Below are 22,837 nucleotides of genomic sequence, written 5' to 3' on the forward strand. Positions count from 1 at the left end.
GCACGGAAGGCAACGATTCGGGCACGACCCGGGCCCCTACGCCGGCCCGGCTGCTCCTCGGTGGCTGCTGGGCGGCTACTCGGCGCCGGGGATGAGGAGCTCGAGGGCCTCGGCGACGTGGCTGACCTCCTTCACCCGGAAGCCGGGCGGCACCTCGCCGGGCCCGTTCGGGCTCGCCGGCACCACGGCGTGGGTGAATCCGAGGCGATGCGCCTCCTGGATGCGCCGTCCGATCCCCGGGACCGGGCGGACCTCGCCCGCGAGGCCCACCTCGCCGAACGCGATGAGCCGCTGGGGGAGCGCCGTGCGGGTCTTCGCGGACGCGACAGCGAGCGCGACGGCGAGGTCAGTGGCCGGCTCGCTCAGCCGCACGCCGCCCACGGTGGCCACGTAGGTGTCGTCCTTGTGCAGGAGGCAGCCCGCGCGCTGCTGCAGCACCGCCAGGAGCATGGAGACGCGGGAGGAGTCCAGTCCGCTCGTGGCGCGCCGCGGCTGGGACGTGGCCGATTCGGCGAGCAGCGACTGCACCTCCGCGAGCAGCGGCCGCCGGCCCTCGAGGGTGACGGTGATGCACGTGCCGGAGACGGGGTCCTTGGTGCGGGAGACGAACAGCCCGGAGGGGTCTGAGACGCTCATGATCCCGTTCTCGGCGAGGTCGAAGCAGCCCACCTCGTCCGTGGGGCCGTACCGGTTCTTGACCGCGCGCAGCAGCCTGAGGCGCGAATGGCGCTCGCCCTCGAACTGGCAGACCACGTCGACGAGGTGCTCGAGCAGCCGCGGGCCGGCAATCGATCCGTCCTTCGTGACGTGCCCGACGAGGAGGGTGGTCATGTTGCGGCGCTTCGCCGCGGCGATGATCGAGGCGGTGACCTCGCGTACCTGCGAGACTCCGCCCGCGCTTCCGTCCACCTCGGGGCTCGAGAGCGTCTGCACCGAGTCCACGACGAGCAGCTGGGGCGAGACCTTCTCCACGTGCCCGAGGGCCTGGGAGAGGTCGGTCTCGGCGGCGAGGAACAGCCGGGGCGCCACCGCGTCGATCCGCTCGGCCCGCAGCTTGACCTGGGCGGCGGACTCCTCGCCGGTGACGTAGAGGACGTCCTTTCCGCCGCCGGCCACCTTGGCCGCGACGTCGAGCAGGAGCGTGGACTTGCCGACCCCGGGCTCGCCGGCGAGCAGGATCACCGCGCCCGGGACGAGGCCCCCGCCGAGCACGCGGTCCAGCTCTCCGACCCCGGTAGGCAGGAAGGCAGCGTCCGTCGCGTCGACCTCGGCGATCGGCCGCGCCGCCTCGAGGACGGTCGCCGCCGCCGTCGTGCGCGCCACGACCCCGCCGACCTCCTCCACGGTGCCCCACGCCTGGCACTCGCCGCACCGGCCTACCCATTTGGCGGTGGTCCATCCGCACTCGGCGCAGCGGTAGCCAGGTGCCTTCCCGGAGCGTGCCGCCGTGCGCGTAGAGGTCTTGGTCGCCATGGGCCAAGGCTATTCCAGGGTGCCGACACTTCTCGCGCCGGGGTCGCCCGAGCTAGCCCTCGAGCCTCGGCAGGAGCGCGACCGCCTCCTGGCGGTCGTAGCCGGTGGCCTCGAGGAGGTCGATGATCATGGGCCGCAGCAGGATCACGAGGGCCTCGCCCTCGAGCCGCTCGACCCGCAGCTCGCGGGGGTGCGTGCGGGCCGCGATCTCGGTCAGCGCCAGCCGGGCCGAGCGCATCTGCGCACTGCGCTCCTCGTGGCGCTCGGCGATGAGGCCCCGGGCCATGTCCTCGAGGGCGTCGGCGGTGTTCTCGAGGAGCTGGGCGATGCTCTCGGCCGCTCCCTGGGCGAGCGCCGCGTTGTTGATGACCGAGGCGAGGCGGCGTGCCACCACCCGTCCGTTGCGCAGGGCGAGGTCGAGGTACTCGACCGCCGTCTCGATCTCCTCCAGCTCTGCCCGGTGGCGGCGGTAGGCGGGGGCGAGCCTCGTGACCTCCGAGGACGTCACGAGGCTCGCACGGATCGCATCGACCTTGCCTTGGGAGCCCCGGCCCCGGACGAGGGCGTGCCAGGCCTGGGTCGAGTCGGCCTCGGCAAGGGCTCCGGCGCACTCGCGCAGCATGGTGGAGAACGTGTCCACGAGCTCGCGCAGGTCCCGTCGGGGCTGCACCCTGGGGTCCCGGGGGAAGAGGGCGGTGATGGCCAGCGCCATGAGGCCGCCGACGATCGCGTCGAGGCTGCGCGTGAACGGGCCGCCGCTCGCCGGGGGCAGCAGCACGACGAAGAGCGACTGGACGCCGAGCTGGGTGGCCAGGATGACCCCGCGGTCGATGAACCGGGCGAGGAGGATCGAGATGAACAGGATGATCCCGGCCTGCCAGAGCCCCGCGCCCAGCAGGTGCATGAGCAGGTCGCCCACCGCGATGCCGAGCGTGCAGCCTACCGCCACCTCGAGCACCTTCCGCACCGTGAGGTCACGGCCGAAGCCGAGCGAGACGAGCGCGGACGTCGCAGCGAAGATCGGGGCAGTGTGCCCGAGCCCGTACTCGGCGATGAAGTAGGCCAGCACCGCCCCGAGCGTCATGGCGATCGCGGGCATGAGGGACCGGCGCACCCGCACGACGCCCGAGGACTGCAGGTCCTTGAGGTAGTCGCGCGCGGTCGACCACGCTCCCGCCACCGCCGGGGAGGCCTTCGTCTCCATAGTCGCCCAGTCTAGGGAGCGCCCGGTCCGGAGGGGCCGCGGGGGAGGCTGCATTAGTGCGGTGTGATGAAGATGGCAAGCCCGCGGCGCCCCCGTCACGCGGAATCCGCGCGCAGTTCATCTTTCGTTAACCATGCGCGAGCAGACTCGTTACCTGTCGGCCCTAGCTTCGACAACAGTACGGCTCGTACGCACCCAAACCACCCAAGAAGGGGCATCATTCGTGAAGGCACTCCGTTTCGGCCGCCTCTCGGCCGTCGCTGTCGTCGCTGCGGGCGTGCTCGCGCTCTCCGCCTGCGGCTCTGACAACGCGACCGGCACCCAGAACTCCGCCGCCGCTTCCGGCTCCAAGGTCACCGGCACGCTCACCGGCACCGGCTCGAGCGCCCAGGCTTCCGCCATCGACGCCTGGAAGCAGGGTTTCACCCAGGCCAACCCCGGCGTGACCGTCCAGTACTCGCCGGACGGCTCCGGCGCCGGCCGCAAGACCTTCATCTCCGGTGCGAGCCAGTTCGCAGGCTCCGACGCGGCGATGAAGCCGGAGGAGCTCACCTCCGCCAAGCAGGTCTGCGGGCCCGACGGCGCCATGGACATCCCGGTCTACATCTCCCCGATCGCCGTGACGTTCAACGTCCCGGGCGTGAAGGAGCTCAACCTCAGCCCGGACACGATCGCCAAGATCTTCCGCGGCGCGGTCACCAAGTGGAACGACCCGGCGATCGCCGCGGACAACTCGGGCGTCAGCCTCCCCGACCTCAAGATCACCCCCGTGCACCGCTCCGACGACTCGGGCACCACCCAGAACTTCACGGAGTACCTGGCGGCGGCCGCCCCGTCCGTCTGGACCGACAAGGGCGCCCAGACCTGGCCGTCCTCGCTCCCGGGTGAGAACGCCAAGGGCACCTCGGGCGTCGTCAAGACCGTCACCGACACCCCCGGTGCGTTCGCCTACGCCGACGACTCGGCCGTGACGAGCAGCCTGGGCAAGGCCAAGGTCAAGGTCGGCGACACGTTCGTGGCCCTCTCCGCCGAGGGCGCTGCGAAGGCCGTGGCGCTGTCCAAGCCTGCTGCGGGCCGCGCCGCGAACGACCTGGCCCTGAACCTGGACCGCACGCCCACGGACTCCTCGGCCTACCCGATCGTGCTCGTCTCGTACCACGTGGTCTGCACGTCCTACAAGGACCAGGCCACCGCCGACCTCGTGAAGGCCTGGGAGACCTACGTGGTCTCCGACGCCGGCCAGAAGGCCGCCGCGTCTGCCGCGAAGAGCGCCCCGCTCTCCTCGGACCTCGCCGCCAAGGCCAAGACTGCGATCGAGTCGATCAAGGTCAAGTCCTGACCTTCCGCACCGTGCCCGCCCGTCCCGGCCATTCCGGCCGGGGCGGGCATTGCACTGGGTACCAGAGGACGTGACAAGATGACCAGAACTGACGGCGGGCATCTCGATGCCGCACTCGAGGGACCGGACGTGACAACCACCCAGACCGATACGAACTCCGAGCAGTCCGAAGGCCGCAGCCGCTTCGGATCCGGCGGCGGGGCCTCCGGCGACAGGATCTTCTCCGGCGCAGCCCTCGCAGCGGGCGTGGTCATCCTCGTCGTCCTGTTCGCCGTCGCCGCGTTCCTCGTCGCCCAGGCCGTGCCCGCGCTCGTCGCGCCGCAGGACCAGGTCGCCGGCGGGCAGGGCTTCTGGGCGTACATCGTCCCGCTCGTCATCGGCACCGTGATCGCCGCAGCCATCGCGCTCGTCATCGCGACGCCGATCTCGATCGGCGTGGCCCTCTTCATCTCGCACTACGCCCCGCGGAAGCTCGCGCAGGTCCTCGGCTACGTCATCGACCTCCTCGCGGCCATCCCGTCGGTCATCTTCGGCGCCTGGGGCATCCTCTTCCTCGCGCCCGCCGTCGTCCCCGGCTACACGTGGCTGGCCTCCACCCTCGGGTGGATCCCGATCTTCGCCGGCCCCGCGTCGGCTACCGGCAAGACCATCCTCACCGCGTCGATCGTCCTCGCGGTCATGGTCATCCCGATCATCACCTCGATCTCCCGCGAGATCTTCCTCCAGACGCCCAAGCTCCACGAGGAGGCCGCGCTCGCACTCGGTGCGACGCGCTGGGAGATGGTCCGCATGGCCGTCTTCCCGTTCGCCCGGCCCGGCGTCATCAGCGCGGTGATGCTCGGCCTCGGCCGCGCGCTCGGCGAGACCATGGCCGTGGCGCTCGTGCTCTCCTCCGGGCCGCTCATCGCAAGCCTCATCCGGTCCGGCAACCAGACGATCGCCGCCGAGATCGCCCTGAACTTCCCGGAGGCCTCGGGCCTCAGCCTCAGCACGCTCATCGCGGCGGGCCTCGTGCTGTTCGTGATCACCCTGCTGGTCAACGTCATCGCGCGCTGGGTCATCAGCCGCCACAAGGAATTCTCGGGAGCCAACTGACATGGCCACCAACGTCCTGCAGCGGCGCAGCTCCGCGCTGACCCGCAACCGCCTGCCCCGCTTCGCGCCCTGGGCCTCCCTCGCCGTCGCCCTCGTGCTCGGCGCCGCCGCCTCCTCCCTCGTCGGCTTCACCCTCTTCGGATGGGGCATCTTCGCCGCGATCGCCTTCACCGTGGTCTACGCCGGCTGGAGCGCCGCCGTGGAGGGCCCGCGCAAGGCCAAGGACAAGCTCGCCACCTGCCTCGTGGTCGGCGCGTTCCTCATCGCCCTGCTGCCGCTCGTCTCCGTCCTGTGGACCGTCGTGGTGGAGGGCCTCAAGGGCCTCACGACGCCGGGCTTCCTGGGCACCTCCATGAACGGCGTGAGCGGCATCCAGGACAACGAGTCCGTCAACAACGGCACCCACGTCGTCGGCGGCATCTACCACGCCCTCATGGGCACGCTGCTCATCACCCTCTGGGCGACGATCATCTCGGTGCCGATCGGCCTGCTCACCTCGGTCTACCTCGTCGAGTACGGCAACGGACGCCCCCTCTCGCGGGCGATCACGTTCTTCGTCGACGTCATGACCGGCATCCCGTCGATCGTCGCGGGCCTGTTCGCCGCGGCCTTCTTCGCCACGCTCCTGGGCCCCGGCACCAAGACCGGCTTCGTGGCGGCCGTCGCGCTGTCCGTGCTCATGATCCCCGTGGTGGTCCGCTCGAGCGAGGAGATGCTGCGCATCGTCCCCAACGAGCTGCGCGAGGCCTCCTACGCCCTGGGCGTGCGGAAGTGGCGCACCATCCTCAAGGTGGTGATCCCGACGGCGATCTCCGGCATCGCCTCCGGCGTCACCCTCGCGATCGCCCGCGTCATCGGCGAGACGGCGCCGATCCTCGTCACCGCGGGCTTCGCGACGAAGATCAACCTCAACGTGTTCTCCGACTGGATGTCCTCGCTGCCGACGTTCATCTACACGCAGATCCTGAACCCGACCTCGCCGTCCAACCCGGATCCGAGCACGCAGCGCGCCTGGGGCGCGGCCCTCGTGCTCATCATCTTCGTGATGCTCCTGAACCTCATCGCCCGGCTGATCGCCCGCGTCTTCGCCCCGAAGACCGGCCGCTGACGGCACGCACCGAACTACGAAGGAAACCATGTCCAAGCGAATCGACGTCAAGGACCTGAACGTCTACTACGGCGACTTCCGCGCCGTCGAGGGCGTCACGATGAACATCGAGCCCAAGTCGGTGACCGCCTTCATCGGGCCCTCCGGCTGCGGCAAGTCGACGTTCCTGCGGACGCTCAACCGCATGCACGAGGTCATCCCCGGCGCCCGCGTGGAGGGCGAGGTCCTCCTCGACGGCGACGACCTCTACGGCCCGGGCGTGGACCCGGTCGCCGTGCGGACCCACGTGGGCATGGTCTTCCAGCGCCCCAACCCGTTCCCCACGATGTCTATCCGGGACAACGTGCTCGCCGGAGTCAGGCTCAACGGGCGCAAGCTCTCGAAGGCGGACTCGGACTCCCTCGTGGAGCAGTCGCTGCAGGGCGCGAACCTGTGGAACGAGGTCAAGGACCGCCTGGGCAAGCCCGGCTCCGGCCTCTCGGGCGGCCAGCAGCAGCGCCTCTGCATCGCCCGCGCCATCGCCGTGAAGCCGGACGTCATCCTCATGGACGAGCCGTGCTCGGCCCTCGACCCCATCTCCACGCTCGCGATCGAGGACCTCATCGAGGAGCTCAAGGAGAACTACACGGTCGTCATCGTCACGCACAACATGCAGCAGGCCGCCCGCGTCTCGGACAAGACCGCGTTCTTCAACATCGCCGGCACCGGCAAGCCGGGCAAGCTCATCGAGTACGCGGACACGACCACGATCTTCAACAACCCGGGCCAGAAGTCCACCGAGGACTACGTCTCCGGCCGCTTCGGCTGATCCGCACTCCCGCAGCGGACGACGGCGGGCTGCCGCGCCTCGGGCGCGGCGGCCCGCCGTTCCGTTCGGTGCCGGTGGCCCCGTTCGGGCCTGTCATTCGGTTCGGGGGCTGCTACCCCAGGCCGGCGAGCGGCGCGAAGGCGAGGGCGAAGACCAGGCCGAGGGCCGCCGTCGTCAGCGGGGTCACGAGCCAGAAGCGGATGAGGCGCACCACGAGCGGGCCGTTCACGGACGCGTAGTCCTGGTTCACGCCGGCGCCCAGGACGGAGGCGACCACGGTGTGCGTGGTCGAGAGCGGCATGTGCAGCCCGAGGGAGCCGATGACGAGCATCGTGCTCGTGACGAGCTGGGACACGAAGGCCCGCAGCGGGTCCATGCGGATGAGCCGGTGGCTGAGGGTGTAGGTGATGCGCCAGCCGCCGGCGAGCGTGCCCGCTCCCAGCACGAGCGAGCCCAGCACCGCGGCCCACAGGGGGACGTGGTCGAAGCTCGCGCCGGAGCCGAGCGCCGAGATGACCAGGAGGGCCACGATCCGCTGTCCGTCCTGGAGCCCGTGCCCGAAGGCCACGACGGCGGCGCCGACCGACTGCGCCGCGCGCAGGCCCGCGTGCGCCTGGCTCGGCTGGGTGTAGCGGACCATCCACGTCACCATCGGCGTCAGGACGAACGCGGCGCCGAAGGCGAGCAGCGGCGAGAGGATGAGCGGCAGCCCGATGGCGAGCCAGAACACATGGTCGAGCTCGCCCGGGACGCGGCCGCCGAGGACCGCCGAGGCGATGCTCGCCCCGATGAGCCCGCCCACGAGCGCGTGGGTGGACGAGGACGGGTAGCCCTTCCACCAGCCCCAGACGCCCCACAGGATCGCTGCGACGAGCGTGGCCGCCAGGACGGTCAGGCCACCGCTTCCGGCCGGGACGGTCACGAACACGGTGCCGAGCGCCCTGTGCAGCCAGGCCCCGGCGAGGGTGCCGAGCACGTTGAACGCCGCCGTGAGGACGACGGCGATGCCGGGCGTCAGCGCGCGGGTGCGGACCGTGAGGGCCACGGCGTTGGAGGCATCGCGGAAGCCGTTGAGGAAGCCGAAGGCGCAGACCAGCACGATCGACGCGCCGACGAGCGCAGCGGCCACGTCAGGACTCCCTGACGATGATGCGTCCCACCTGGATGGCCACGGACTGGAACGCGTGGACCGCCTCGAGCAGCGACCGGGCCACCTCGACGGTGCGGGCGTACTGGGTGATCGAGAGCTCGCGGAGGGCCTTCGCGCTCCACACACGGTGCGTGTGCTCGGCGCGCTTGGAGAGCCGGACCGTGTCCGCCCAGTAGTCCTCGAGGTCCTCGAGCCGGGTGAGGCCGCGCATGGCCGCGGTCGCGAGCTCGGCCTGACGGTTGACGATGTCGAGCATGTCGGCGGCCTCGGACGGGAGCCGGTCGATCGCGTGCAGCTGGATGAGCTCGCCGACGGCCACGAGGTGCCCCACCGCCTGGGAGAGCCATTCGGAGAGGATGAGCAGGTCCTCGCGGGGGAGCGGGTTGACGAAGCTCGTGCGCAGGCGGGTGAGGAGCGTGCGGCGGAACTCGGTGGTGCGGGCATCGTTCGCGATGAGGGTGTCCACGAGCTGGTCGTAGTCGGCGCGGTCGGCGCCGAACATCTCCGAGAGCGTCTGCACTGCGAGCATGGACTGCTGCGCCATGGAGGCGAGCAGCTCGAGGCCTGCCGTCTCCTGGGGGAACAGCCTGAACTTCATGGGTCTCCGAGCGGGGGCGGTGCGGCCTTCCGGCCGCCGCAGTCCCCGGCGCGATGGCCTCGTGCCGGCGGGATGCCGGCCCCTCGCATCTTACGTGACCGGGGTGAACGCCCTGCCGCGGGCTGGATCCTCGAGGCCTGGATCCTCGCCGGGCCCGCTCCTGTGCGGGCTCCCCGGCGAGGGAAGCAAGGGCGCCGAACCGGGACCGCCTCTCGGCGGAAGGCCGCTCGAAGCGGCTGAGAGTTGGAGCCCGGGGGTGCCGCGGTCCGACGCCACCACCAGTGTTCTACGGCCGTTGGGGGAGAGTCAACCCGGGTGAAAGCTTTGGGTGTCTCGGCCGGGTCATGGCCGGGCGGGCTCAGTCCAGCTGCCCGCGCCGCCACGCCTTGGCGGACGCCTCCAGGTCCTCGGCCGTCTTCACGAGCTGGTTGGCGCTGCGCGTGAGCTTGCTGGCATGCTGCGAATTCGCCCACTCGGCGCTGTCCGCAACCGTGGCCTGGCCCAGCGCCACGACGCGGCAGAACGCCGCCGAGCGCTCGAGCGCTACGTCGAACTCGCCGTCGAACGCACCGGAGAGGATGGCGTCCGCCATGGCGGTGAGCTCCTCGGCCCCCGGCGGCTCGGCCACGCCGGCCACAGCGTGCGAGACCTGAGCGGTGTCCTTGCCCGCCCGGAAGTACACCGAGATGCGCTCCGGGTCCTGCTTGGTCGCCGCCCGCAGGGCATACAGGCGCCACAGGGCCCCAGGGAGGGACCGTGCCGGGCTCTCCGACCACATCTCGGCGATGGCCTCGAGGCCCTGCTCGTCGGCCAGCCGGACGAGCCTGCGCGTCACCTCCGGGTCCTCGCTCTCGCGGCCGCGGCGCACGAGCGCCTGCGCGGCGAGGTGCGCAGCCTCGGATACCCGGGCGGGGTCGGCACCGCCGGCGAAGGGCTCGAAGTCGATCGGCGCGAACGGCTTCGGCTTGTGGTGCCTGACCGGTCCCGACCCGCTGGATGCTGGGTTCTCGCTCATGCGGCTGCCTCGTCCATGCCCAGTACGGTACTCCTCTCGGACAGGCGTGCCCATGCAGGGTCCGAGCCCCGCCCCGGGCGCACGACGGCGCGTGGTTGCCCTGCGCTAGAGTTGTGCCGTCCGGCGCATGCCGGGCACCGGGCCTCTAGCTCAGTTGGTAGAGCAGCGGACTTTTAATCCGCGGGTCGTGGGTTCGAAACCCACGGGGCCCACCCATCACCGCAGGCAGCCGCCTGCTGCGGCATCCCTACGACCGAGACGCCCGGGCCCGTTGATCACGGGGCCCGGGCGCCTTGGCGCGACAACGACTTCCGCACCACTCCCCAGCAGTGGCGGCATGCCGCGCGGGGACGAGGCTATCAGCGAGCTATGCCCCGAGTGAAGGCTGTGAACGGGTGGGACGTGCGTGAAACCCGGCGCCCCCTGTGAGAGCGGTCACCCCGGCCTCCCGGGTCCGTCTATGATGGACGGGATCATTTGGCGTGCGGACGGCGGGGCAGCACCCCCGCGGGGCTCCCGTGTGCCCGAACAACCGAAGCGGACCAGGGGGGTGGGAGGAGTGCAGGGATGGGACGCAGGGTCGCAGGCCGGGCCAGGACAGAGGGCAGCCGGAGGGCGAGGCGCCGGAGGAACCGGTTCGCCCTGCTGGGCATCGTTGCCGCCTCCGCGCTCGTGGTCGTGGGTCTGGCAGCCTGGGCGCTCGTTCCCCGCCTGACCCAGGCGACGGCGGCGAACTGCGCCACCACCCAGACCTACACGCTCCTTGCCGACTCCACGACGCTGCCCGCGGTCAACGACGCCCTCGGCCGGGTCAGCCCGTCGGCGTGCGCGGCGTTCAGGGTCGACGTCGCCGACCAGGCCGCCATCGCCGCCAAGGTCGCCGCCGGCACGCAGGCACCCGACCTCTGGCTGGCGGACACCTCCGCACGTGTCTCGGCGGTCAGCGCCAGCCCGAAGCCCGAGATCGCGGTGCCGTCCGTCGCGTCCTCGCCCGCCGTGGTCGTCCAGAGCAAGGGCGCCCAGGCGCCCGCGACGTGGTCCGGCGTGCTGGCGGCCCCCGGGGTGCTCCTGGGTGACCCGCTCTCGAGCGCGAGCGCGGCCACGGCGCTCGCGGGCGCGGTGGCGGAGGGCCAGTCCGGCGCATCCGACCCGAAGGCGCTCGCGGGCTCGCTGGGACAGCTCGCGCAGACCGCCGCCCAGAGGCCCTCCGGGACGCAGTCGGACTCGGCGCTCCTGGACAGTGCGGAGCGCTCCGACTCGTCGGCGGTGGTGACCGAGAGCTCGTGGATCGACTACGCCTCGTCCCGCCCGTCCACCAAGCTCGCCGCGTCCCCGCCCGCCAGCGGATCTGCCCTCGCGGACTACCCGATCGCGGTCACGTCGCCCGACCCTGCCCGCAGGGCCGGGGCAGCGGACGCCGCGAAGGCGCTGGCGGCGGCCCTGACGGACGGCACCGGCCGCGCGGCCCTCGCCGCCCGCGGGCTGCGGGGTCCCGGCGGCAGCATCCCGGACCACGCCGCCGGCTTCGTCGGCACCGTCAAGACCCTCACGCCGTCCGCCGACGCCCTGACCCGCGCCACCAAGATGTGGGCGCTCCAGGCGGTGCCGTTCCGCTCGCTCGTGGTCATGGACGTCTCGGGCTCGATGGGGCTCGACGCCGGCGGGAAGAGCCGCATGCAGCTCACCCAGGAGGCAGCGCTGAAGGGGGCCGACCTGTTCCCGGACACGGCGCAGCTCGGGATGTGGGCGTTCTCGGTGGGGCTCGGCGGACCCGGCCAGGACTACCAGGAGCTCGACCCGATCCGCAGGATGGACGCCGTGACCGACGGCAGGACCCAGCGCGAGCGGATCCAGGGGGACATCGCCTCGCTCGGCGGCCTCGTGGGCGGGGGCACCGGGCTCTACGACACCGCGCTCGCCGCGTTCCGCACGGTCAAGGCCAACTACGACCCCCGGGCCGTGAACTCGGTGATCCTGTTCACGGACGGGTCCAACGAGAAGCCCAACTCGATGACCCTCGACCAGCTCCTCGCGGCCTTCGCGCGGGAGAAGGACCCGGCCAAGCCCGTCATCTTCGTGACCATCGGCATCACCGCGGACGCGGACGAGCCCGTGCTCAAGCAGATCGCCGCCGCCACCGGCGGGTCGAGTTACGTGGCGAAGGACCCCGCCGACATCTCGAAGGTGTTCAGCGAGGCCCTCCTGGCCAGGACGCAGTAGTGGAGGTCAGCGCTCGAGGCGGAATCCGATCTTCAGGGTGACCTGCCAGTCCTTGATCTCGCCCTCCTCGAGGTGGCCGCGTACGGACTGGACCTCGAACCAGTCGAGGTTCCGCACCGTCTGCGACGCCGCGGTCACGCCGTTGCGGATGGCCGCATCGATCCCGTCCGGGCTCGTACCGACGATCTCCGAGATGCTGTAGGTGTTGCCTGCCATGGCTCCTCCTCGGCTGGGGGTGGGATCAGTGCTGGCAGACTAACCCCGTGACCAGTGCTTGGCCAGAGTCGGCGCCGCCGCTCCTCGCCCACGTGGCGGGGCGGCTGCGGGCCGCCGGCTGCGTGTTCGCCGAGGAGGAGGCCGCCCTCCTGATCGAGGCCGCCGAGGACCGCGGGCACCTCGACCGGCTCGTAGCGCTGCGCGCCGCCGGAGAGCCGCTCGAGCACCTCGTGGGCTGGGCCGAGTTCGCCGGGCTCCGCGTTGCGGTCGGACCCGGCGTCTTCGTCCCGCGGCGCCGCTCGGAGCTGCTCGTCCGGCTCGCCGCTGCGGCCCTGGCGAACGACGGCGGCGCGCCGCCGGCCGTCGTCGTCGACCTCTGCTGCGGGTCGGCGGCCCTCGGGGCCGGCCTCGCCGCGGCGCTCGGCGCGCGCGGCTGGGCGCCCGGGGGGCTCGAGCTGCACGCCGCAGACCTCGACCCGGCGGCGGCACCGTACGCCCGCCGGAACCTCGCTCCTTGGGGCGGCCAGGTGCACACGGGGGATCTCTTCGCGGCACTCCCCGGGGCACTGCGCGGCCGTGTCGACGTCATCATCGGGAACGCCCCGTACGTGCCGACCGCGGCGATCGCGCTCATGCCCCCGGAGGCCCGGGACCACGAGCCCCGCGCCTCCCTCGACGGCGGCGCCGACGGGCTGGCCCTGCACCGCCGCATTGCCGCCGAGGCCGGCGGGTGGCTGGCCCCCGGCGGCACCCTGGTGATCGAGGTCGGCCGGACGCAGGCCGCCGCGGCGCTCCGGATCCTGGCCGAGGCGGGCCTCGTGGCGCGTGCGGAGGAGGACGAGGACCTCGGCGGCACCGCGGTCGTGGCAGTCAGCGGCTGAGGAGCGGTCAGCGGTCCAGGATGTAGGTCCTCAGGTCATCGAGGGTCTGCTGCATGTGCGCGTCCATGGCCGCCCGGGCCGCGACGGGGTCGTGGCGGCGCAGAGCCTCGCTCACGGCCACGTGCATCGCGATGGCGTGCTCCTGGATCTCGGGCACGGCTGAGGTCTCGGAGCGGCGCTCGGCGAGGATCCGGCTGAGCGGCTCGAACAGCACCGCGACGAACGGGTTCCCGGAGGCGTGCAGGATCACGTCGTGGAAGGCGAGGTCGGCCTCGACGAACCGCTCGAGGTCCTGGGCCCGGCGCGCCTCGCGCATCTGGTCCACGAGGGCATCGAGCGCCGCGAGGTCCTGGTCCGAGATCCGCTCGGCGGCGAGCTCGCAGGCGCCCGCCTCGAGCATCCGGCGCAGCTCGATGAGCTGGACGGCGGCATCGGAGGCGTCCGTGCCCTCGCTCGTCGCGCGGAGCACGGCGTGCAGCGAGCTCCACCGGTTGACCTGGTTGACGAACGTGCCCCGTCCGCGCTCGATCCGCAGGATGTTCTGGGCCGTGAGGGTCCGGATGGCCTCGCGCACGGTCATCCGGCTCACGTCATACCGCGAGCTCAGCTCGAGTTCGCCGGGCACGGCCGAGCCCGGAGGGAACTCGCCGGCCACGATCCGGTCCAGCAACCCGTCGGCGACCTCGCCCACGAGGGATTTGCGCGCCACTGGTCCTCTTCCTCTGGGCTGCGCCGGGCGGCCTTGCGCCGCCGCGGAGTGTGTGCCACTCTAGCAGCGACATTAGATGTCAGACATCTTACAGATGCCCGATCTTGCCCCGCACAAGGAAGTGTTCGCCGTGCTCCTCGAAGCCGAAGCCCTCGCCGACTACCCCGCCGAGTGCGAGATCGCCGCGCGGGAGGTCGCAGACGCCGTGGCCCGCTCCGGCCGGGTCCTCGTGGTCCTCGACGACGACCCCACTGGCACGCAGTCGGTGGCGGACCTGCCCGTCCTGACCCGGTGGGATGTCGAGGACTTCCGCTGGGCCTTCGCGGCCCGTCCCGGCGGAAGCCGTCCGGCGGCCGTCTACGTCCTCACCAACACCCGCAGCCTGGGCCCCGCCGAGGCCGCGGAGCGCAACCGCCAAGTGGTTGCCTCGGCCACCGAAGCGGCCGAGGAGGCGGGGGTCCCGCTCGCCTTCGTCAGCCGCAGCGACTCCACCCTCCGCGGCCACTTCCCGCTCGAGACGGACGTGCTCGCCGAGGCCATCGCGGCGCAGGGCGGGAAGCCCGTGGACGGCGTCGTCATGGTCCCCGCCTTCCCCGACGCCGGACGCGTCACGATCGGCGGCGAACACTACGTCCGCAGCGGCGACGGCGCGCTCACGCCCGTAAGCGAGACCGAGTTCGCGAGGGACGCCACGTTCGGCTTCTCCACCTCCTACCTCCCCGCCTACGTCGAGGAGAAGACCGCCGGCCGCGTGCGCGCCGCCGACGTGGTCGTGCTCGACCTCGGCACCATCCGCGCGGGAGCGGCGGCCATCGCCGACGCGATCGCCCGCGCCCACCACGGGACCCCCATCGTCGCCGACGTCACCGGCGAGAACGACCTGCGCGCCCTCGCCCTGGGCCTCGACGAGGCCGAGCGCCGCGGCGCCTCGCTCCTGTACCGCGTGGGGCCCCCATTCGTGCGCGGACGCATCGGGCAGGAGGTCCGCGCGCCCCTCACCGCTGAGGACGTGTACGGGGACCCAGCCTCGGGCGGCCAGCGAGAGGACCTCGCTGCGGGCGGCCTCATCGTGGTCGGCTCGCATGTGGGGCTCACCACCCGGCAGCTCGAGCGGCTGACGGCCCAGCACTCCTCCGCGCGCACCATCGAGATCGACGTCAACGAGCTCCTCGACCCGCAGAGGGCCACAGGGCACCTCGAGGCGACCGTCGGCGCCGTCGTCCGCGCCCTCGCCGACGGCGACGTCATCCTCCACACCTCCCGGGTCCTCGTGAAGGACGAGGACCCGGCGAAGAGCCTCGAGATCGCCCGGACGGTGAGCGCCGCCGTCGTCAGCGTCGTGAACCGCGTCCTGGCGGCCGCGCCGCCGCGGTTCGTCATCGCCAAGGGCGGCATCACTTCCTCCGACGTGGCCGCGCACGGCCTCGAGATCCGCCGCGCCGTGGTGCGCGGGCCCATGCTCCCGGGCATCGTCTCGCTGTGGGAGCCGGTCGACGGGCCCGCCCGCGGCATCCCGTACATCGTGTTCGCCGGCAACGTGGGCGACGACGAGTCCCTCGCCCAGGTCACCCGGACCCTCAGCACGACGTTCTGACAGGAGAGACCCATGACTGAGACTTCCCCGGCCGCCACCACCGTCGCCGTCCTCGGGCTCGGCGCCATGGGCCTGCCCATGGCCACCCGGCTCGCGACCGGCCTCACCGTCCATGGCTTCGACATCGCCCAGCCCCGCCTCGACCTCGCCGCAGCGGCCGGCATCAGGACCTTCGGCTCCGCGGCAGACGCCGTCGTGGGAGCCGACGCCCTGCTGCTCGCCGTCCGCAACGGCGACCAGCTCGATGAGGTCCTGTTCGGCGAAGGCGGAGTCGCCGCCTCGCTCCGCCCCGGCGCCGTCGTGATCCTCACGAGCACGGTCGGGACCGAGGCCATTCCCGGCACCGCCGCCCGCCTCGCGGTGCTGGGCATCGGCCTCGTCGACGCCCCGCTCTCCGGGGGCCCCGTGCGCGCCGGTGAGGGCGACCTCCTCATCGTGGTGGGGGCCGCGCCATCCGACCTCGAGAAGGCGCGCCCGATCCTCGACCTCCTGGCCTCCACCCTCACCGTGGTGGGCGACAGGCCCGGCGACGGGCAGGCGCTCAAGACGGTGAACCAGCTTCTGTGCGGCGTGCACATCGCCGCCGCTGCCGAGGCGCTCGCGCTCGCCGACGCGCTCGGCCTCGACACCGCGAAGACGCTCGAGGCCCTGGGCGCCGGGGCGGCGGGATCGTTCATGCTCTCCAATCGCGGCCCCCGCATGCTCGAGGCCTACTCCGAGGAGGGGGCCGAGGTCCTCTCGCGGCTGGACATCTTCGTCAAGGACATGGGGATCGTCGGGAAGGCCGCCCGCTCCGTGGGGCTCCCGGCCCCCGTCGCCGCGGCGGCGGAGCAGCTCTACCTGCTCGGTGCGGCCCAAGGCCTGGCGGCCGCGGACGACTCCGCCGTCATCAAGGTCGTCGCACCCGCCCCGCGGACCGCTGGACAGGCAGGCTGAGCGGGCATCCTGAGCCGGGTCGGTAGGCTGGTGCGCATGACGACGGCGCTCATCACCGGCGCGAGCAGTGGCCTCGGGGCCGAGTTCGCGCGTCAGCTCGCGGCCCAGGGGCACGATCTCGTCCTCGTGGCGCGGGGCCAGGACCGCCTTGATGCCCTGGCGAAGGAGCTCGGGGGGCGCCATGGCGTCGCGACCGAGGTCCTCGCCGCGGACCTCACCGACCCCGTGGACCTCGGCACCGTGACCACGCGGCTCGCGGACCCCTCACGGCCCGTCGGCATCCTCGTCAACAACGCGGGGCTGGGGCTCCTCCACGACTTCCACCACACCCCGGCCGAGGAAGAGGTGCACCACCTCCGGCTCCACGTCGAGGCCGCGCTCAGGACCACCAGGGCCGTTCTCCCGGGCATGCTCGCCCGCGGGGAGGGCCGGATCGTCAACGTGGCGAGCGTCGCGGCCTTCTTGCCGCGCGGGACCTACTCGGCGGCCAAGGCCTGGCTGCTCGCCTTCAGCCGCTGGGCCAACGTGCACTACCGGCGCTCCGGGGTGCTCGTCACGGCGCTGTGCCCGGGGTTGGTGCGGACCGAGTTCCATGCGCGGATGGGCATGGAGACACGATGGATTCCCGGCTGGGCCTGGCTCCGCGCCGAGCGGGTGGTCCGCGACGGGCTCCGCGACAACCTGGCCGGCAGGTCGGTGTCCGTCCCGTCGATGCGGTACAAGGCAGTCCGCGCGGCCGCGGCCGTGCTGCCGGACCGCGTCCTCGGCGGCCCGGCGCGGCGCCCCGAGCGCTAGGCGGCGCCGGGCCGCCGGCCGGTGAGGGGCCGGCAGGATCTGCCGGCCCCTCACCATGCCCGGTGGGCAAGTGCCCTAATCAGCGGCTGCCGTTCCGCTCCGCGATGGTCTGGTCTGCCTTGGACCAGAGCTCGGTGCTCACCTCCCGGATGATCACTGTGGTGTTCTCGGGAAGCGCGCCCACGCTCTCCTCGGCTGCTCTGTGGAGCGCGGAGATGAGCGAGCGCAGCTGCTCGGGGGTCCGGCCTTGGGCGATCGAGACGTCGATCAGGGGCATGGGGTGCTCCTCATGGTCATGGTCATGGTCATGGTCGGGAAGCCCGACCGATGCGGATGGTCTTGGTCAGCGCGCCGATGCCCCCAGAGACTCCTGGGACTGCTCGTGAGCGGCCTGCTCCGTGAACGCGGGGACCACGTGCTCGATGAAGAGCTGCAGCGACTCGCGCTTGGCCTCGTGGCTCATGCTGTTGTCGATCCAGAAGCTGTACTCGTCGACGCCGAGCGCCTCGTAGTCGCGCAGGCGGGCGATGACCTCGTCAGGCGTGCCGATCATGGCGGTCGTGTGCAGGGACTCCGGCTGGAACTCCAGACGTCCCTCGAACTTCGACTCGGGGCTGGGCTCGAGGAAGCCGTTCACCGGGGTGGACTTGTTGCCGAACCACGCGTCGAAGGTGCGGTAGAAGCGGTTGATCGCCTCCGCGGCGGGACGCCAGCCGTCCGGGTCCTCGGGGGAGTGGACGTGGGTGTGGCGCAGGACCATGAGATCGGGGCGGGGAACCTCGGGGTTGTTGGCGCAGGCGTCGTCGAACTTCCGCTTGAGGTCGGCGACCTCCTCGTCACCCTTCATCAGTGGGGTCACCATGACGTTGCAGCCCTGGGAGACGGCGAAGTTGTGCGAGTCGGGGTCACGGGCCGCGACCCACATCGGCGGGTTCGGCTGCTGGACCGGCTTGGGAACGCTGGTCGAGGTGGGGAACTGCCAGATCTCGCCGTTGTGCGCATAGTCGCCGCGCCACAGCTCGCGCACGGCCGGCACGAGCTCGCGCAGGTGCTTCCCGCCGTCGGTCGCGGGAAGGCCCCCGGCGATCCGGTCGAACTCGATCTGGTACGCCCCGCGCGCGAGGCCGACCTCCATGCGCCCGTTGCTGATCACGTCCAAGAGGGCGCACTCACCGGCGACACGGATCGGGTTCCAGAACGGCGCGATGATCGTGCCGGCCCCGAGTCGGATCGTCGAGGTCTGGCCGGCAAGATAGGCCAGCAGCGGGATCGGGCTGGGCGAGATGGTGTATTCCATGGCGTGGTGCTCGCCGATCCAGACCGTGCTGAATCCGCCGGCCTCCGCCATCAGCGTGAGTTCGGTGAGGTTCTCGAACAGCTCACGGTGGGTGACTGACTCATCCCAGCGCTCCATGTGGACGAATAGGGAAAATCGCATGAGTGCTCCTGACTGCGCTCGGTCCGCTCGCGGCGGAGATTGGTGCGGGAGGGCCGATGCCGGCCCATGGCGGGGGCGGAGGAGTGCCTGCTCTGCGTATGCAGCAGGCCGGAGGTCAGCTCCGCATGATGAAGGGGTCGGCGACAGGCTCCTCGCTGGTGTTGATCCACACGCTCTTGAGCCGCGTGTACTCGTGCATCGACTCGAGGCCGTGCTCGATGCCGACGCCGCTGGACTTGAAGCCCTCGCGGGGGGACATGGGGGACATGGCGCGGTAGGTGTTGACCCACACGGTCCCGGCCTCAAGGTGCCTGGCCATGCGGTGCGCCCGCGCGAGGCTCTTGGTCCAGACGCCGGCGGCGAGCCCATACTCGGTGTCGTTCGCGAGTGGGAGGACTTCCTCCTCGGTGTCGAACGGCATGATGGCGGCGACGGGCCCGAAGATCTCCTCGCGGACCACCCGCATGCGGTTGTCCACATCGGTGAGGACGGTGGGGGAGTAGAAGTAGCCCGGAAGCCCGGTGTCCGGGCGCTGGCCGCCATACGAGACCGTTGCGCCTTCCTCGACACCGAGGTTCACGTAGGATTCCACCTTGCTCAGCTGGTCGCCGAAGGCGAGCGGCCCGAGTTCGGTGGCGTCCTCGAGCGGGTTGCCGATGACGATCCGCTTCGCCCGCTCGGCGACGCGCTCGACGAGCTCGTCGTAGACGGACCGGTGGGCGAACACACGGCTGCCGGCGATGCAGGTCTGGCCTGCCGCGGCGAAGATCCCGGCGACGACGCCCAGGGAGGCACTGGCGACGTCGGCATCCTCGAAGACGATGTTCGGGCTCTTGCCGCCGAGCTCCAGGGTGCAGCCGATGAAGCGGGACGCCGCTGAGGAGGCGATCGCCCGACCGGTCGCGGTGGAGCCAGTGAAGCTGATCTTGGCGATCCGCCGGTCCTCCACGAGCGCTGCCCCGGCCTCGCGGCCGAGGCCCGTGACGACGTTGACGACGCCGTCGGGGAAGCCCGCCTCCGAGGCGAGCTCGGCGAGGCGCAGGACCGTGCGGGACGTGTACTCGGACGGCTTGATGACCAGGGTGTTCCCGGCGGCCAGGGCGGGGGCGAGCTTGGAGACGGTCAGCGTCAGCGGCGAGTTCCACGGGGTGATGGCGCCGACGACGCCGAGCGGCTCACGGACGGTGTAGTTCAGGATGGCCGGGTCCATCCCGGGGATCTGGCTTCCCTGGACCTTGTCGGCGAGACCGGCGTAGTAGTAGAGGTACTCCGGCAGCGTGCGCAGCTGCACCCTCATCTCCCGCAGGAGCTTGCCGTTGTCCTCGGTCTCGAGCCGGGCGAGCTCGTCGCCGTGCTCTCCGACGAGGTCGGCGAGGCGGCGGAGGAGGTGTCCGCGCCGGGTGGGGGTGAGGTTGGACCAGTCTGGGCCGTCGAAGGCCTTCGAGGCCGCATCGATCGCTGCCTCGATGTCGGCCTGAGTGCCTCGGGCGGCCTCGTAGAGCACCTCGAGGGTCGCGGGGTTGGTGCTTTCGAGGTACTGTCCTTCGGCTGGCGGCGTCCACCGGCCGCCGATGAAGTGGTCAATCCGTACTGGCATGGTGCATCTTCCTTTCGGCCTCGTCCGCGAACTCGGCGATGAGGCGGGCGAGCTGCTCGGGCTGCTCGAGGGGGAGCATGTGGCGCGCGCCGTCGACGACGAGGGTGCGGGCTCCGGGCACGAGCCGGCCGAGGCGCAGGGTCATCTCGGGAGTGGAGCCCGGGTCATCGCTGCCGGTCACCGCCAGAGTCGGCGCGGTGATGAGCGGCAGGGCGTTGGCGGCGTCGCGGTCACCGGTGGCGAAGACCTGGTAGGCGTGGAGGTAGGACTCGCGGTCGTTGGACAGCAGGACTTCCCGCACCTGCTCGACGAGGTGGGGCGCGACCCGATCGGTCTCGGGGAACCAGCGTTCGACTGCGGCCTCCGCGCTCGCGGCGAAGTCGCCGCGGGCCGTCCTGAGCCGGCGGCCGACGGCATCGGCCTCGGCCTCGGTGCGGTCGCAGACGGAGCTGACGCAGACGAGCGAGAGGATCCGTTCCGGCGCCCGCGCAGCCAGCTCCTGGGCGATCAGGGCACCGAGGGAGAAACCGACGAGGTGCGCCCGCGGCGGGAGCCGCCGCGCGACGTCGTCTGCCATCTTCGCCAGCGTGGTGGGCGTGCGCAGGTGAGGCTGGCCGCCGTGGCCGGGAAGGTCGAGGGCCATGACCTCCCGCCCGGCCAGCCAGAGCGCGCCGTCGGCGATGAGGGCGTCCCACATCGAGCGGTCCAGCCCCACTCCGTGGAGGAGGACGACCGGGGCCTGGGACTCCTCCACGCTACTGCTCGCTCGTCAGCGGGGCGAGGCGCTGCTGCGGGCGGCCCTGGGCCGCCGCAGCGAGGGCCACAATGATCTCCCCCGGGTGCGGCGCGTCGGCGATCCGCACCTCGATGCTCTGGTGGTGGGAGCGGACCGTTGCGTCGGTCTTGTGCTTGAGCGGGATGTCGAAGGTGACGCCTGCGCGGCCGCGCTTCTCAACGGCCGGCAGGAGGGTTGTGGCCTCCGCCGCCTTGCGGAAGTGGTCGCCGAACTGGAGGGTGTGGATCAGTGCGGAGCCGTGCTCGATCTCGCCGTCGAGGCCCACGATGGCCGCCTTGCCGTACGCCTCGACCGGAACGCCGAGCGCCTCGATCACCCGGGGCGCCAGAAGCGCGCCGATATCGGAGGCGTTCTCGCGGATGCCGTCGCTCAGGTCCTCGACGAAGGGCTGGCCGTCCCACGGGTTCTCGATCACCGCGGCGACCACGGCGACGCGGGCCGCGGGCTCCACGGCACGGCCGCCTTCGCGTGCCGTCTCGTCGATGAGGGTGACGATCTTCCTGACATTCATCTGGTTGCTCCTACGAGTGTGCTCCATGAGACCTGGGCATCGGTGGTCCGGTCTCCGATTCGGGCATGGGGGCGGGGGCCAGTCGACGCCGCCGCGACGACGACGATCTCATCCGGGCGCGGCGCGTCCGGGATACGGATGTCGACGGTCTGGTAGTGGGTCCGGGTGGCTGCCGCCGTCTTGTGCCACATGGGCACCACAAGGGCCTCTCCGGCGTCGCCCCGGGAGTCGGCGAAGCAGATGATCGAGGTGCCTTCGAGGGACTCGCGCAGCAGGTTCCCGAAGTAGGGCGTGTGGATGAGGGCGCCCCCGTGCTCGATCTCGCCGGCGGTCCCGACGATGGCGCCCTTGCCGAACGCCTCGACGGCATCCGCGCCGCCGAGCCCGGACAGGAGCCGGTCGATCAGCCTGGCGGCGATCGCCGGCGCGAGCCAGGCGGCCGCTTCCGAGAGGTCGGCGTCCGGGCCGAGGCGCGCCCAGGGATTGGCGACGACCGCGGCCGCGGCGGCTCGGGCGGCGGGGATGAGGGGAGCGGTCCCGTTTTCGAGCAGGACCTCCTCCCTGGAGAAGACGACCTTGCGGATCAGCTCCTCTGGCTGGTCTGGGAAGTTGCGCACTATGGGGCCATGACTTTCTGGTGAGGACAGCGAGAGGCTGTGGTGGTTCAGTTCCGGGCCGCGGAGCTCAAGGACGAGTCCGGCATCAGTGCCTCGCGGGAGGATGCATAGACGTGGTTCCTCATCGCGGATTCCGCGCCGAAGGGATCCTTGTGCTGGATCATCTCGAGCACGGAGCGGTGCTCCTGGGTGGAGGCAGCAATGCGCCCGGGGTGCTCGACCGTGCGCAGCACGAGCCGCTGGTAGGCGAGCTGGTTCATGAGCCGCTCGTAGTGTTCGACGAGCTTGTGGTTGTCCGACCCGTGCACGATCGCCCAGTGGAACTCGTGCACGAGGCGCGCGTAGCCGTCCGCGTCCCCGGCGAGGACCGCTTCCTCCGAGTCCGAGAGGTTGCGGCGCAGCACGGCGAGCTCGGGAACCTCGCCCCGGCGTGCCATGAGGGAGGCCGCGAGTCCCTCGAGGGACTCCTTGAGCTGGAACAGCTCGACGATCTCCCTGCGCGTTGGCTCCCGCACGAACGTTCCGACCTTGGGGCGGATCTCCACCAGGCCCTCATGCTGGAGCTGCTTGAGCGCTTCGCGGACGGGGGTGCGGCTGACGTCGAAGGCCTGCGCGAGGTAGGCCTCGGGCAGGAGGGCGCCCGGAGGGAAATCGCCGCCGAGGACGAGCTGGCGGATGCGGTCGAGGAGGCCAACCTGTTCGCCGTTGGCGGTGCTGAGGCCGAGAGCGTCTTGCAT

23 protein-coding genes and 1 tRNA gene are annotated in these 22,837 nt (G+C 71.6%); 10 read left to right on the forward strand and 14 right to left on the reverse strand.

Features of this window, described 5'->3' with window-relative positions; translation table 11 throughout:
* Window positions 1-75: 75 nt before the first annotated feature.
* Window positions 76-1,473 carry a DNA repair protein RadA gene (gene radA / locus J2W20_RS12240; RefSeq protein ID WP_307006911.1) on the reverse strand — a complete coding sequence of 466 codons (1,398 nt, stop codon included), beginning with the start codon at window positions 1,471-1,473 and terminating at the stop codon, window positions 76-78.
* A gap of 52 nt (window positions 1,474-1,525) precedes the next feature.
* Window positions 1,526-2,677, reverse strand: coding sequence for an FUSC family protein (locus J2W20_RS12245; RefSeq protein WP_307006912.1), 1,152 nt, complete (start codon window positions 2,675-2,677; stop codon window positions 1,526-1,528).
* 223 nt (window positions 2,678-2,900) lie between these two features.
* Between J2W20_RS12245 and pstS the strand changes: the two genes are divergently transcribed.
* The 4 genes from pstS (at window position 2,901) to pstB (ending at window position 7,027) form a co-directional block, all read left to right on the forward strand.
* Window positions 2,901-4,016, forward strand: coding sequence for a phosphate ABC transporter substrate-binding protein PstS (gene pstS / locus J2W20_RS12250; protein ID WP_307006913.1), 1,116 nt, complete (start codon window positions 2,901-2,903; stop codon window positions 4,014-4,016).
* Window positions 4,017-4,094: 78 nt separating this feature from the next.
* Window positions 4,095-5,111: a phosphate ABC transporter permease subunit PstC gene (gene pstC / locus J2W20_RS12255; RefSeq protein WP_307006914.1), complete on the forward strand. Its 1,017-nt coding sequence runs from the start codon at window positions 4,095-4,097 to the stop codon at window positions 5,109-5,111.
* A gap of 1 nt (window position 5,112) precedes the next feature.
* Window positions 5,113-6,219, forward strand: coding sequence for a phosphate ABC transporter permease PstA (pstA, locus tag J2W20_RS12260; RefSeq protein ID WP_307006915.1), 1,107 nt, complete (start codon window positions 5,113-5,115; stop codon window positions 6,217-6,219).
* A 28-nt stretch (window positions 6,220-6,247) separates the two neighbouring features.
* Window positions 6,248-7,027, forward strand: coding sequence for a phosphate ABC transporter ATP-binding protein PstB (gene pstB / locus J2W20_RS12265; protein ID WP_307006916.1), 780 nt, complete (start codon window positions 6,248-6,250; stop codon window positions 7,025-7,027).
* 112 nt (window positions 7,028-7,139) lie between these two features.
* Here the strand turns inward: pstB and J2W20_RS12270 are convergent, their stop codons facing one another.
* The 3 genes from J2W20_RS12270 to J2W20_RS12280 all read right to left on the reverse strand — a co-directional run bounded on the left by J2W20_RS12270 (window position 7,140) and on the right by J2W20_RS12280 (window position 9,790).
* Window positions 7,140-8,156, reverse strand: a complete 1,017-nt coding sequence (locus tag J2W20_RS12270) for an inorganic phosphate transporter (protein ID WP_307006917.1) — start codon at window positions 8,154-8,156, stop codon at window positions 7,140-7,142.
* A 1-nt stretch (window position 8,157) separates the two neighbouring features.
* On the reverse strand, window positions 8,158-8,775 hold the full coding sequence (locus J2W20_RS12275) for a nuclease PIN (RefSeq protein ID WP_307006918.1): 618 nt from the start codon (window positions 8,773-8,775) through the stop codon (window positions 8,158-8,160).
* Between the two features lie 358 nt (window positions 8,776-9,133).
* Window positions 9,134-9,790 (reverse strand): hypothetical protein, encoded by a 657-nt coding sequence (locus J2W20_RS12280; RefSeq protein ID WP_307006919.1) that lies wholly within the window; start codon window positions 9,788-9,790, stop codon window positions 9,134-9,136.
* 139 nt (window positions 9,791-9,929) lie between these two features.
* Here J2W20_RS12280 and J2W20_RS12285 point away from each other — a divergent pair.
* Both J2W20_RS12285 and J2W20_RS12290 read left to right on the forward strand, forming a co-directional pair.
* A tRNA-Lys gene (locus J2W20_RS12285) sits at window positions 9,930-10,002 on the forward strand.
* Between the two features lie 355 nt (window positions 10,003-10,357).
* Window positions 10,358-12,010, forward strand: coding sequence for a substrate-binding domain-containing protein (locus J2W20_RS12290; RefSeq protein ID WP_307006921.1), 1,653 nt, complete (start codon window positions 10,358-10,360; stop codon window positions 12,008-12,010).
* A gap of 6 nt (window positions 12,011-12,016) precedes the next feature.
* Here the strand turns inward: J2W20_RS12290 and J2W20_RS12295 are convergent, their stop codons facing one another.
* Window positions 12,017-12,226, reverse strand: coding sequence for a dodecin (locus tag J2W20_RS12295; RefSeq protein ID WP_307006922.1), 210 nt, complete (start codon window positions 12,224-12,226; stop codon window positions 12,017-12,019).
* Between the two features lie 47 nt (window positions 12,227-12,273).
* Here J2W20_RS12295 and J2W20_RS12300 point away from each other — a divergent pair, with 47 nt between their 5' ends.
* On the forward strand, window positions 12,274-13,107 hold the full coding sequence (locus tag J2W20_RS12300) for a putative protein N(5)-glutamine methyltransferase (RefSeq protein WP_307006923.1): 834 nt from the start codon (window positions 12,274-12,276) through the stop codon (window positions 13,105-13,107).
* A gap of 7 nt (window positions 13,108-13,114) precedes the next feature.
* Here the strand turns inward: J2W20_RS12300 and J2W20_RS12305 are convergent, their stop codons facing one another.
* Window positions 13,115-13,816, reverse strand: coding sequence for a FadR/GntR family transcriptional regulator (locus J2W20_RS12305; protein WP_307006925.1), 702 nt, complete (start codon window positions 13,814-13,816; stop codon window positions 13,115-13,117).
* 76 nt (window positions 13,817-13,892) lie between these two features.
* On the opposite strand from J2W20_RS12305, the gene J2W20_RS12310 reads away from it, so the two are divergent.
* From J2W20_RS12310 to J2W20_RS12320, 3 genes are read left to right on the forward strand one after another with little or no spacing between them, the layout of a single operon-like run.
* Window positions 13,893-15,410: a four-carbon acid sugar kinase family protein gene (locus J2W20_RS12310; protein WP_373458010.1), complete on the forward strand. Its 1,518-nt coding sequence runs from the start codon at window positions 13,893-13,895 to the stop codon at window positions 15,408-15,410.
* Between the two features lie 12 nt (window positions 15,411-15,422).
* A complete protein-coding gene (locus J2W20_RS12315) occupies window positions 15,423-16,346 on the forward strand; it encodes an NAD(P)-dependent oxidoreductase (protein WP_307006926.1) in 924 nt (307 codons plus the stop codon).
* A gap of 36 nt (window positions 16,347-16,382) precedes the next feature.
* Window positions 16,383-17,141 carry an SDR family NAD(P)-dependent oxidoreductase gene (locus J2W20_RS12320; protein ID WP_307006927.1) on the forward strand — a complete coding sequence of 253 codons (759 nt, stop codon included), beginning with the start codon at window positions 16,383-16,385 and terminating at the stop codon, window positions 17,139-17,141.
* 79 nt (window positions 17,142-17,220) lie between these two features.
* Here the strand turns inward: J2W20_RS12320 and J2W20_RS12325 are convergent, their stop codons facing one another.
* The 7 genes from J2W20_RS12325 to J2W20_RS12355 form a co-directional block, all read right to left on the reverse strand.
* Window positions 17,221-17,418, reverse strand: a complete 198-nt coding sequence (locus J2W20_RS12325) for a tautomerase family protein (protein ID WP_307006929.1) — start codon at window positions 17,416-17,418, stop codon at window positions 17,221-17,223.
* Between the two features lie 66 nt (window positions 17,419-17,484).
* A complete protein-coding gene (locus tag J2W20_RS12330) occupies window positions 17,485-18,579 on the reverse strand; it encodes an LLM class flavin-dependent oxidoreductase (RefSeq protein WP_307006930.1) in 1,095 nt (364 codons plus the stop codon).
* A 115-nt stretch (window positions 18,580-18,694) separates the two neighbouring features.
* Window positions 18,695-20,176, reverse strand: coding sequence for an aldehyde dehydrogenase (locus J2W20_RS12335; RefSeq protein ID WP_307006931.1), 1,482 nt, complete (start codon window positions 20,174-20,176; stop codon window positions 18,695-18,697).
* On the reverse strand, window positions 20,160-20,930 hold the full coding sequence (locus J2W20_RS12340; protein WP_307006933.1) for an alpha/beta fold hydrolase: 771 nt from the start codon (window positions 20,928-20,930) through the stop codon (window positions 20,160-20,162). Before J2W20_RS12340 ends, J2W20_RS12335 begins: the two co-directional genes overlap by 17 nt.
* A 1-nt stretch (window position 20,931) precedes the next feature.
* Window positions 20,932-21,483 (reverse strand): amino acid synthesis family protein, encoded by a 552-nt coding sequence (locus J2W20_RS12345; protein WP_307006934.1) that lies wholly within the window; start codon window positions 21,481-21,483, stop codon window positions 20,932-20,934.
* On the reverse strand, window positions 21,480-22,100 hold the full coding sequence (locus J2W20_RS12350; protein ID WP_307006935.1) for an amino acid synthesis family protein: 621 nt from the start codon (window positions 22,098-22,100) through the stop codon (window positions 21,480-21,482). The genes J2W20_RS12345 and J2W20_RS12350 overlap by 4 nt, the downstream gene beginning before the upstream one ends.
* Before the next feature lie 47 nt (window positions 22,101-22,147).
* Window positions 22,148-22,837, reverse strand: a complete 690-nt coding sequence (locus tag J2W20_RS12355) for a GntR family transcriptional regulator (protein ID WP_307006936.1) — start codon at window positions 22,835-22,837, stop codon at window positions 22,148-22,150.

Origin of the sequence: Sinomonas atrocyanea (assembly GCF_030812675.1) — a bacterium.
GTDB lineage: Bacteria > Actinomycetota > Actinomycetes > Actinomycetales > Micrococcaceae > Sinomonas > Sinomonas atrocyanea_B.

Excerpts from the sequence above, each read along its gene's own strand:
- J2W20_RS12245 (WP_307006912.1), bottom strand. The coding sequence starts at position 2,677 with ATGGAGACGAAGGCCTCCCCGGCGGTGGCGGGAGCGTGGTCGACCGCG.
- J2W20_RS12320 (WP_307006927.1), top strand. The coding sequence starts at position 16,383 with ATGACGACGGCGCTCATCACCGGCGCGAGCAGTGGCCTCGGGGCCGAG.
- J2W20_RS12275 (WP_307006918.1), bottom strand. The coding sequence starts at position 8,775 with ATGAAGTTCAGGCTGTTCCCCCAGGAGACGGCAGGCCTCGAGCTGCTC.
- J2W20_RS12355 (WP_307006936.1), bottom strand. The coding sequence starts at position 22,837 with ATGCAAGACGCTCTCGGCCTCAGCACCGCCAACGGCGAACAGGTTGGC.
- J2W20_RS12295 (WP_307006922.1), bottom strand. The coding sequence starts at position 12,226 with ATGGCAGGCAACACCTACAGCATCTCGGAGATCGTCGGTACGAGCCCG.
- J2W20_RS12325 (WP_307006929.1), bottom strand. The coding sequence starts at position 17,418 with ATGCCCCTGATCGACGTCTCGATCGCCCAAGGCCGGACCCCCGAGCAG.
- J2W20_RS12335 (WP_307006931.1), bottom strand. The coding sequence starts at position 20,176 with ATGCCAGTACGGATTGACCACTTCATCGGCGGCCGGTGGACGCCGCCA.
- J2W20_RS12345 (WP_307006934.1), bottom strand. The coding sequence starts at position 21,483 with ATGAATGTCAGGAAGATCGTCACCCTCATCGACGAGACGGCACGCGAA.
- pstB (WP_307006916.1), top strand. The coding sequence starts at position 6,248 with ATGTCCAAGCGAATCGACGTCAAGGACCTGAACGTCTACTACGGCGAC.
- radA (WP_307006911.1), bottom strand. The coding sequence starts at position 1,473 with ATGGCGACCAAGACCTCTACGCGCACGGCGGCACGCTCCGGGAAGGCA.
- J2W20_RS12315 (WP_307006926.1), top strand. The coding sequence starts at position 15,423 with ATGACTGAGACTTCCCCGGCCGCCACCACCGTCGCCGTCCTCGGGCTC.
- pstA (WP_307006915.1), top strand. The coding sequence starts at position 5,113 with ATGGCCACCAACGTCCTGCAGCGGCGCAGCTCCGCGCTGACCCGCAAC.
- J2W20_RS12330 (WP_307006930.1), bottom strand. The coding sequence starts at position 18,579 with ATGCGATTTTCCCTATTCGTCCACATGGAGCGCTGGGATGAGTCAGTC.
- pstC (WP_307006914.1), top strand. The coding sequence starts at position 4,095 with ATGACCAGAACTGACGGCGGGCATCTCGATGCCGCACTCGAGGGACCG.
- J2W20_RS12310 (WP_373458010.1), top strand. The coding sequence starts at position 13,893 with ATGTCAGACATCTTACAGATGCCCGATCTTGCCCCGCACAAGGAAGTG.
- J2W20_RS12290 (WP_307006921.1), top strand. The coding sequence starts at position 10,358 with ATGGGACGCAGGGTCGCAGGCCGGGCCAGGACAGAGGGCAGCCGGAGG.
- J2W20_RS12280 (WP_307006919.1), bottom strand. The coding sequence starts at position 9,790 with ATGAGCGAGAACCCAGCATCCAGCGGGTCGGGACCGGTCAGGCACCAC.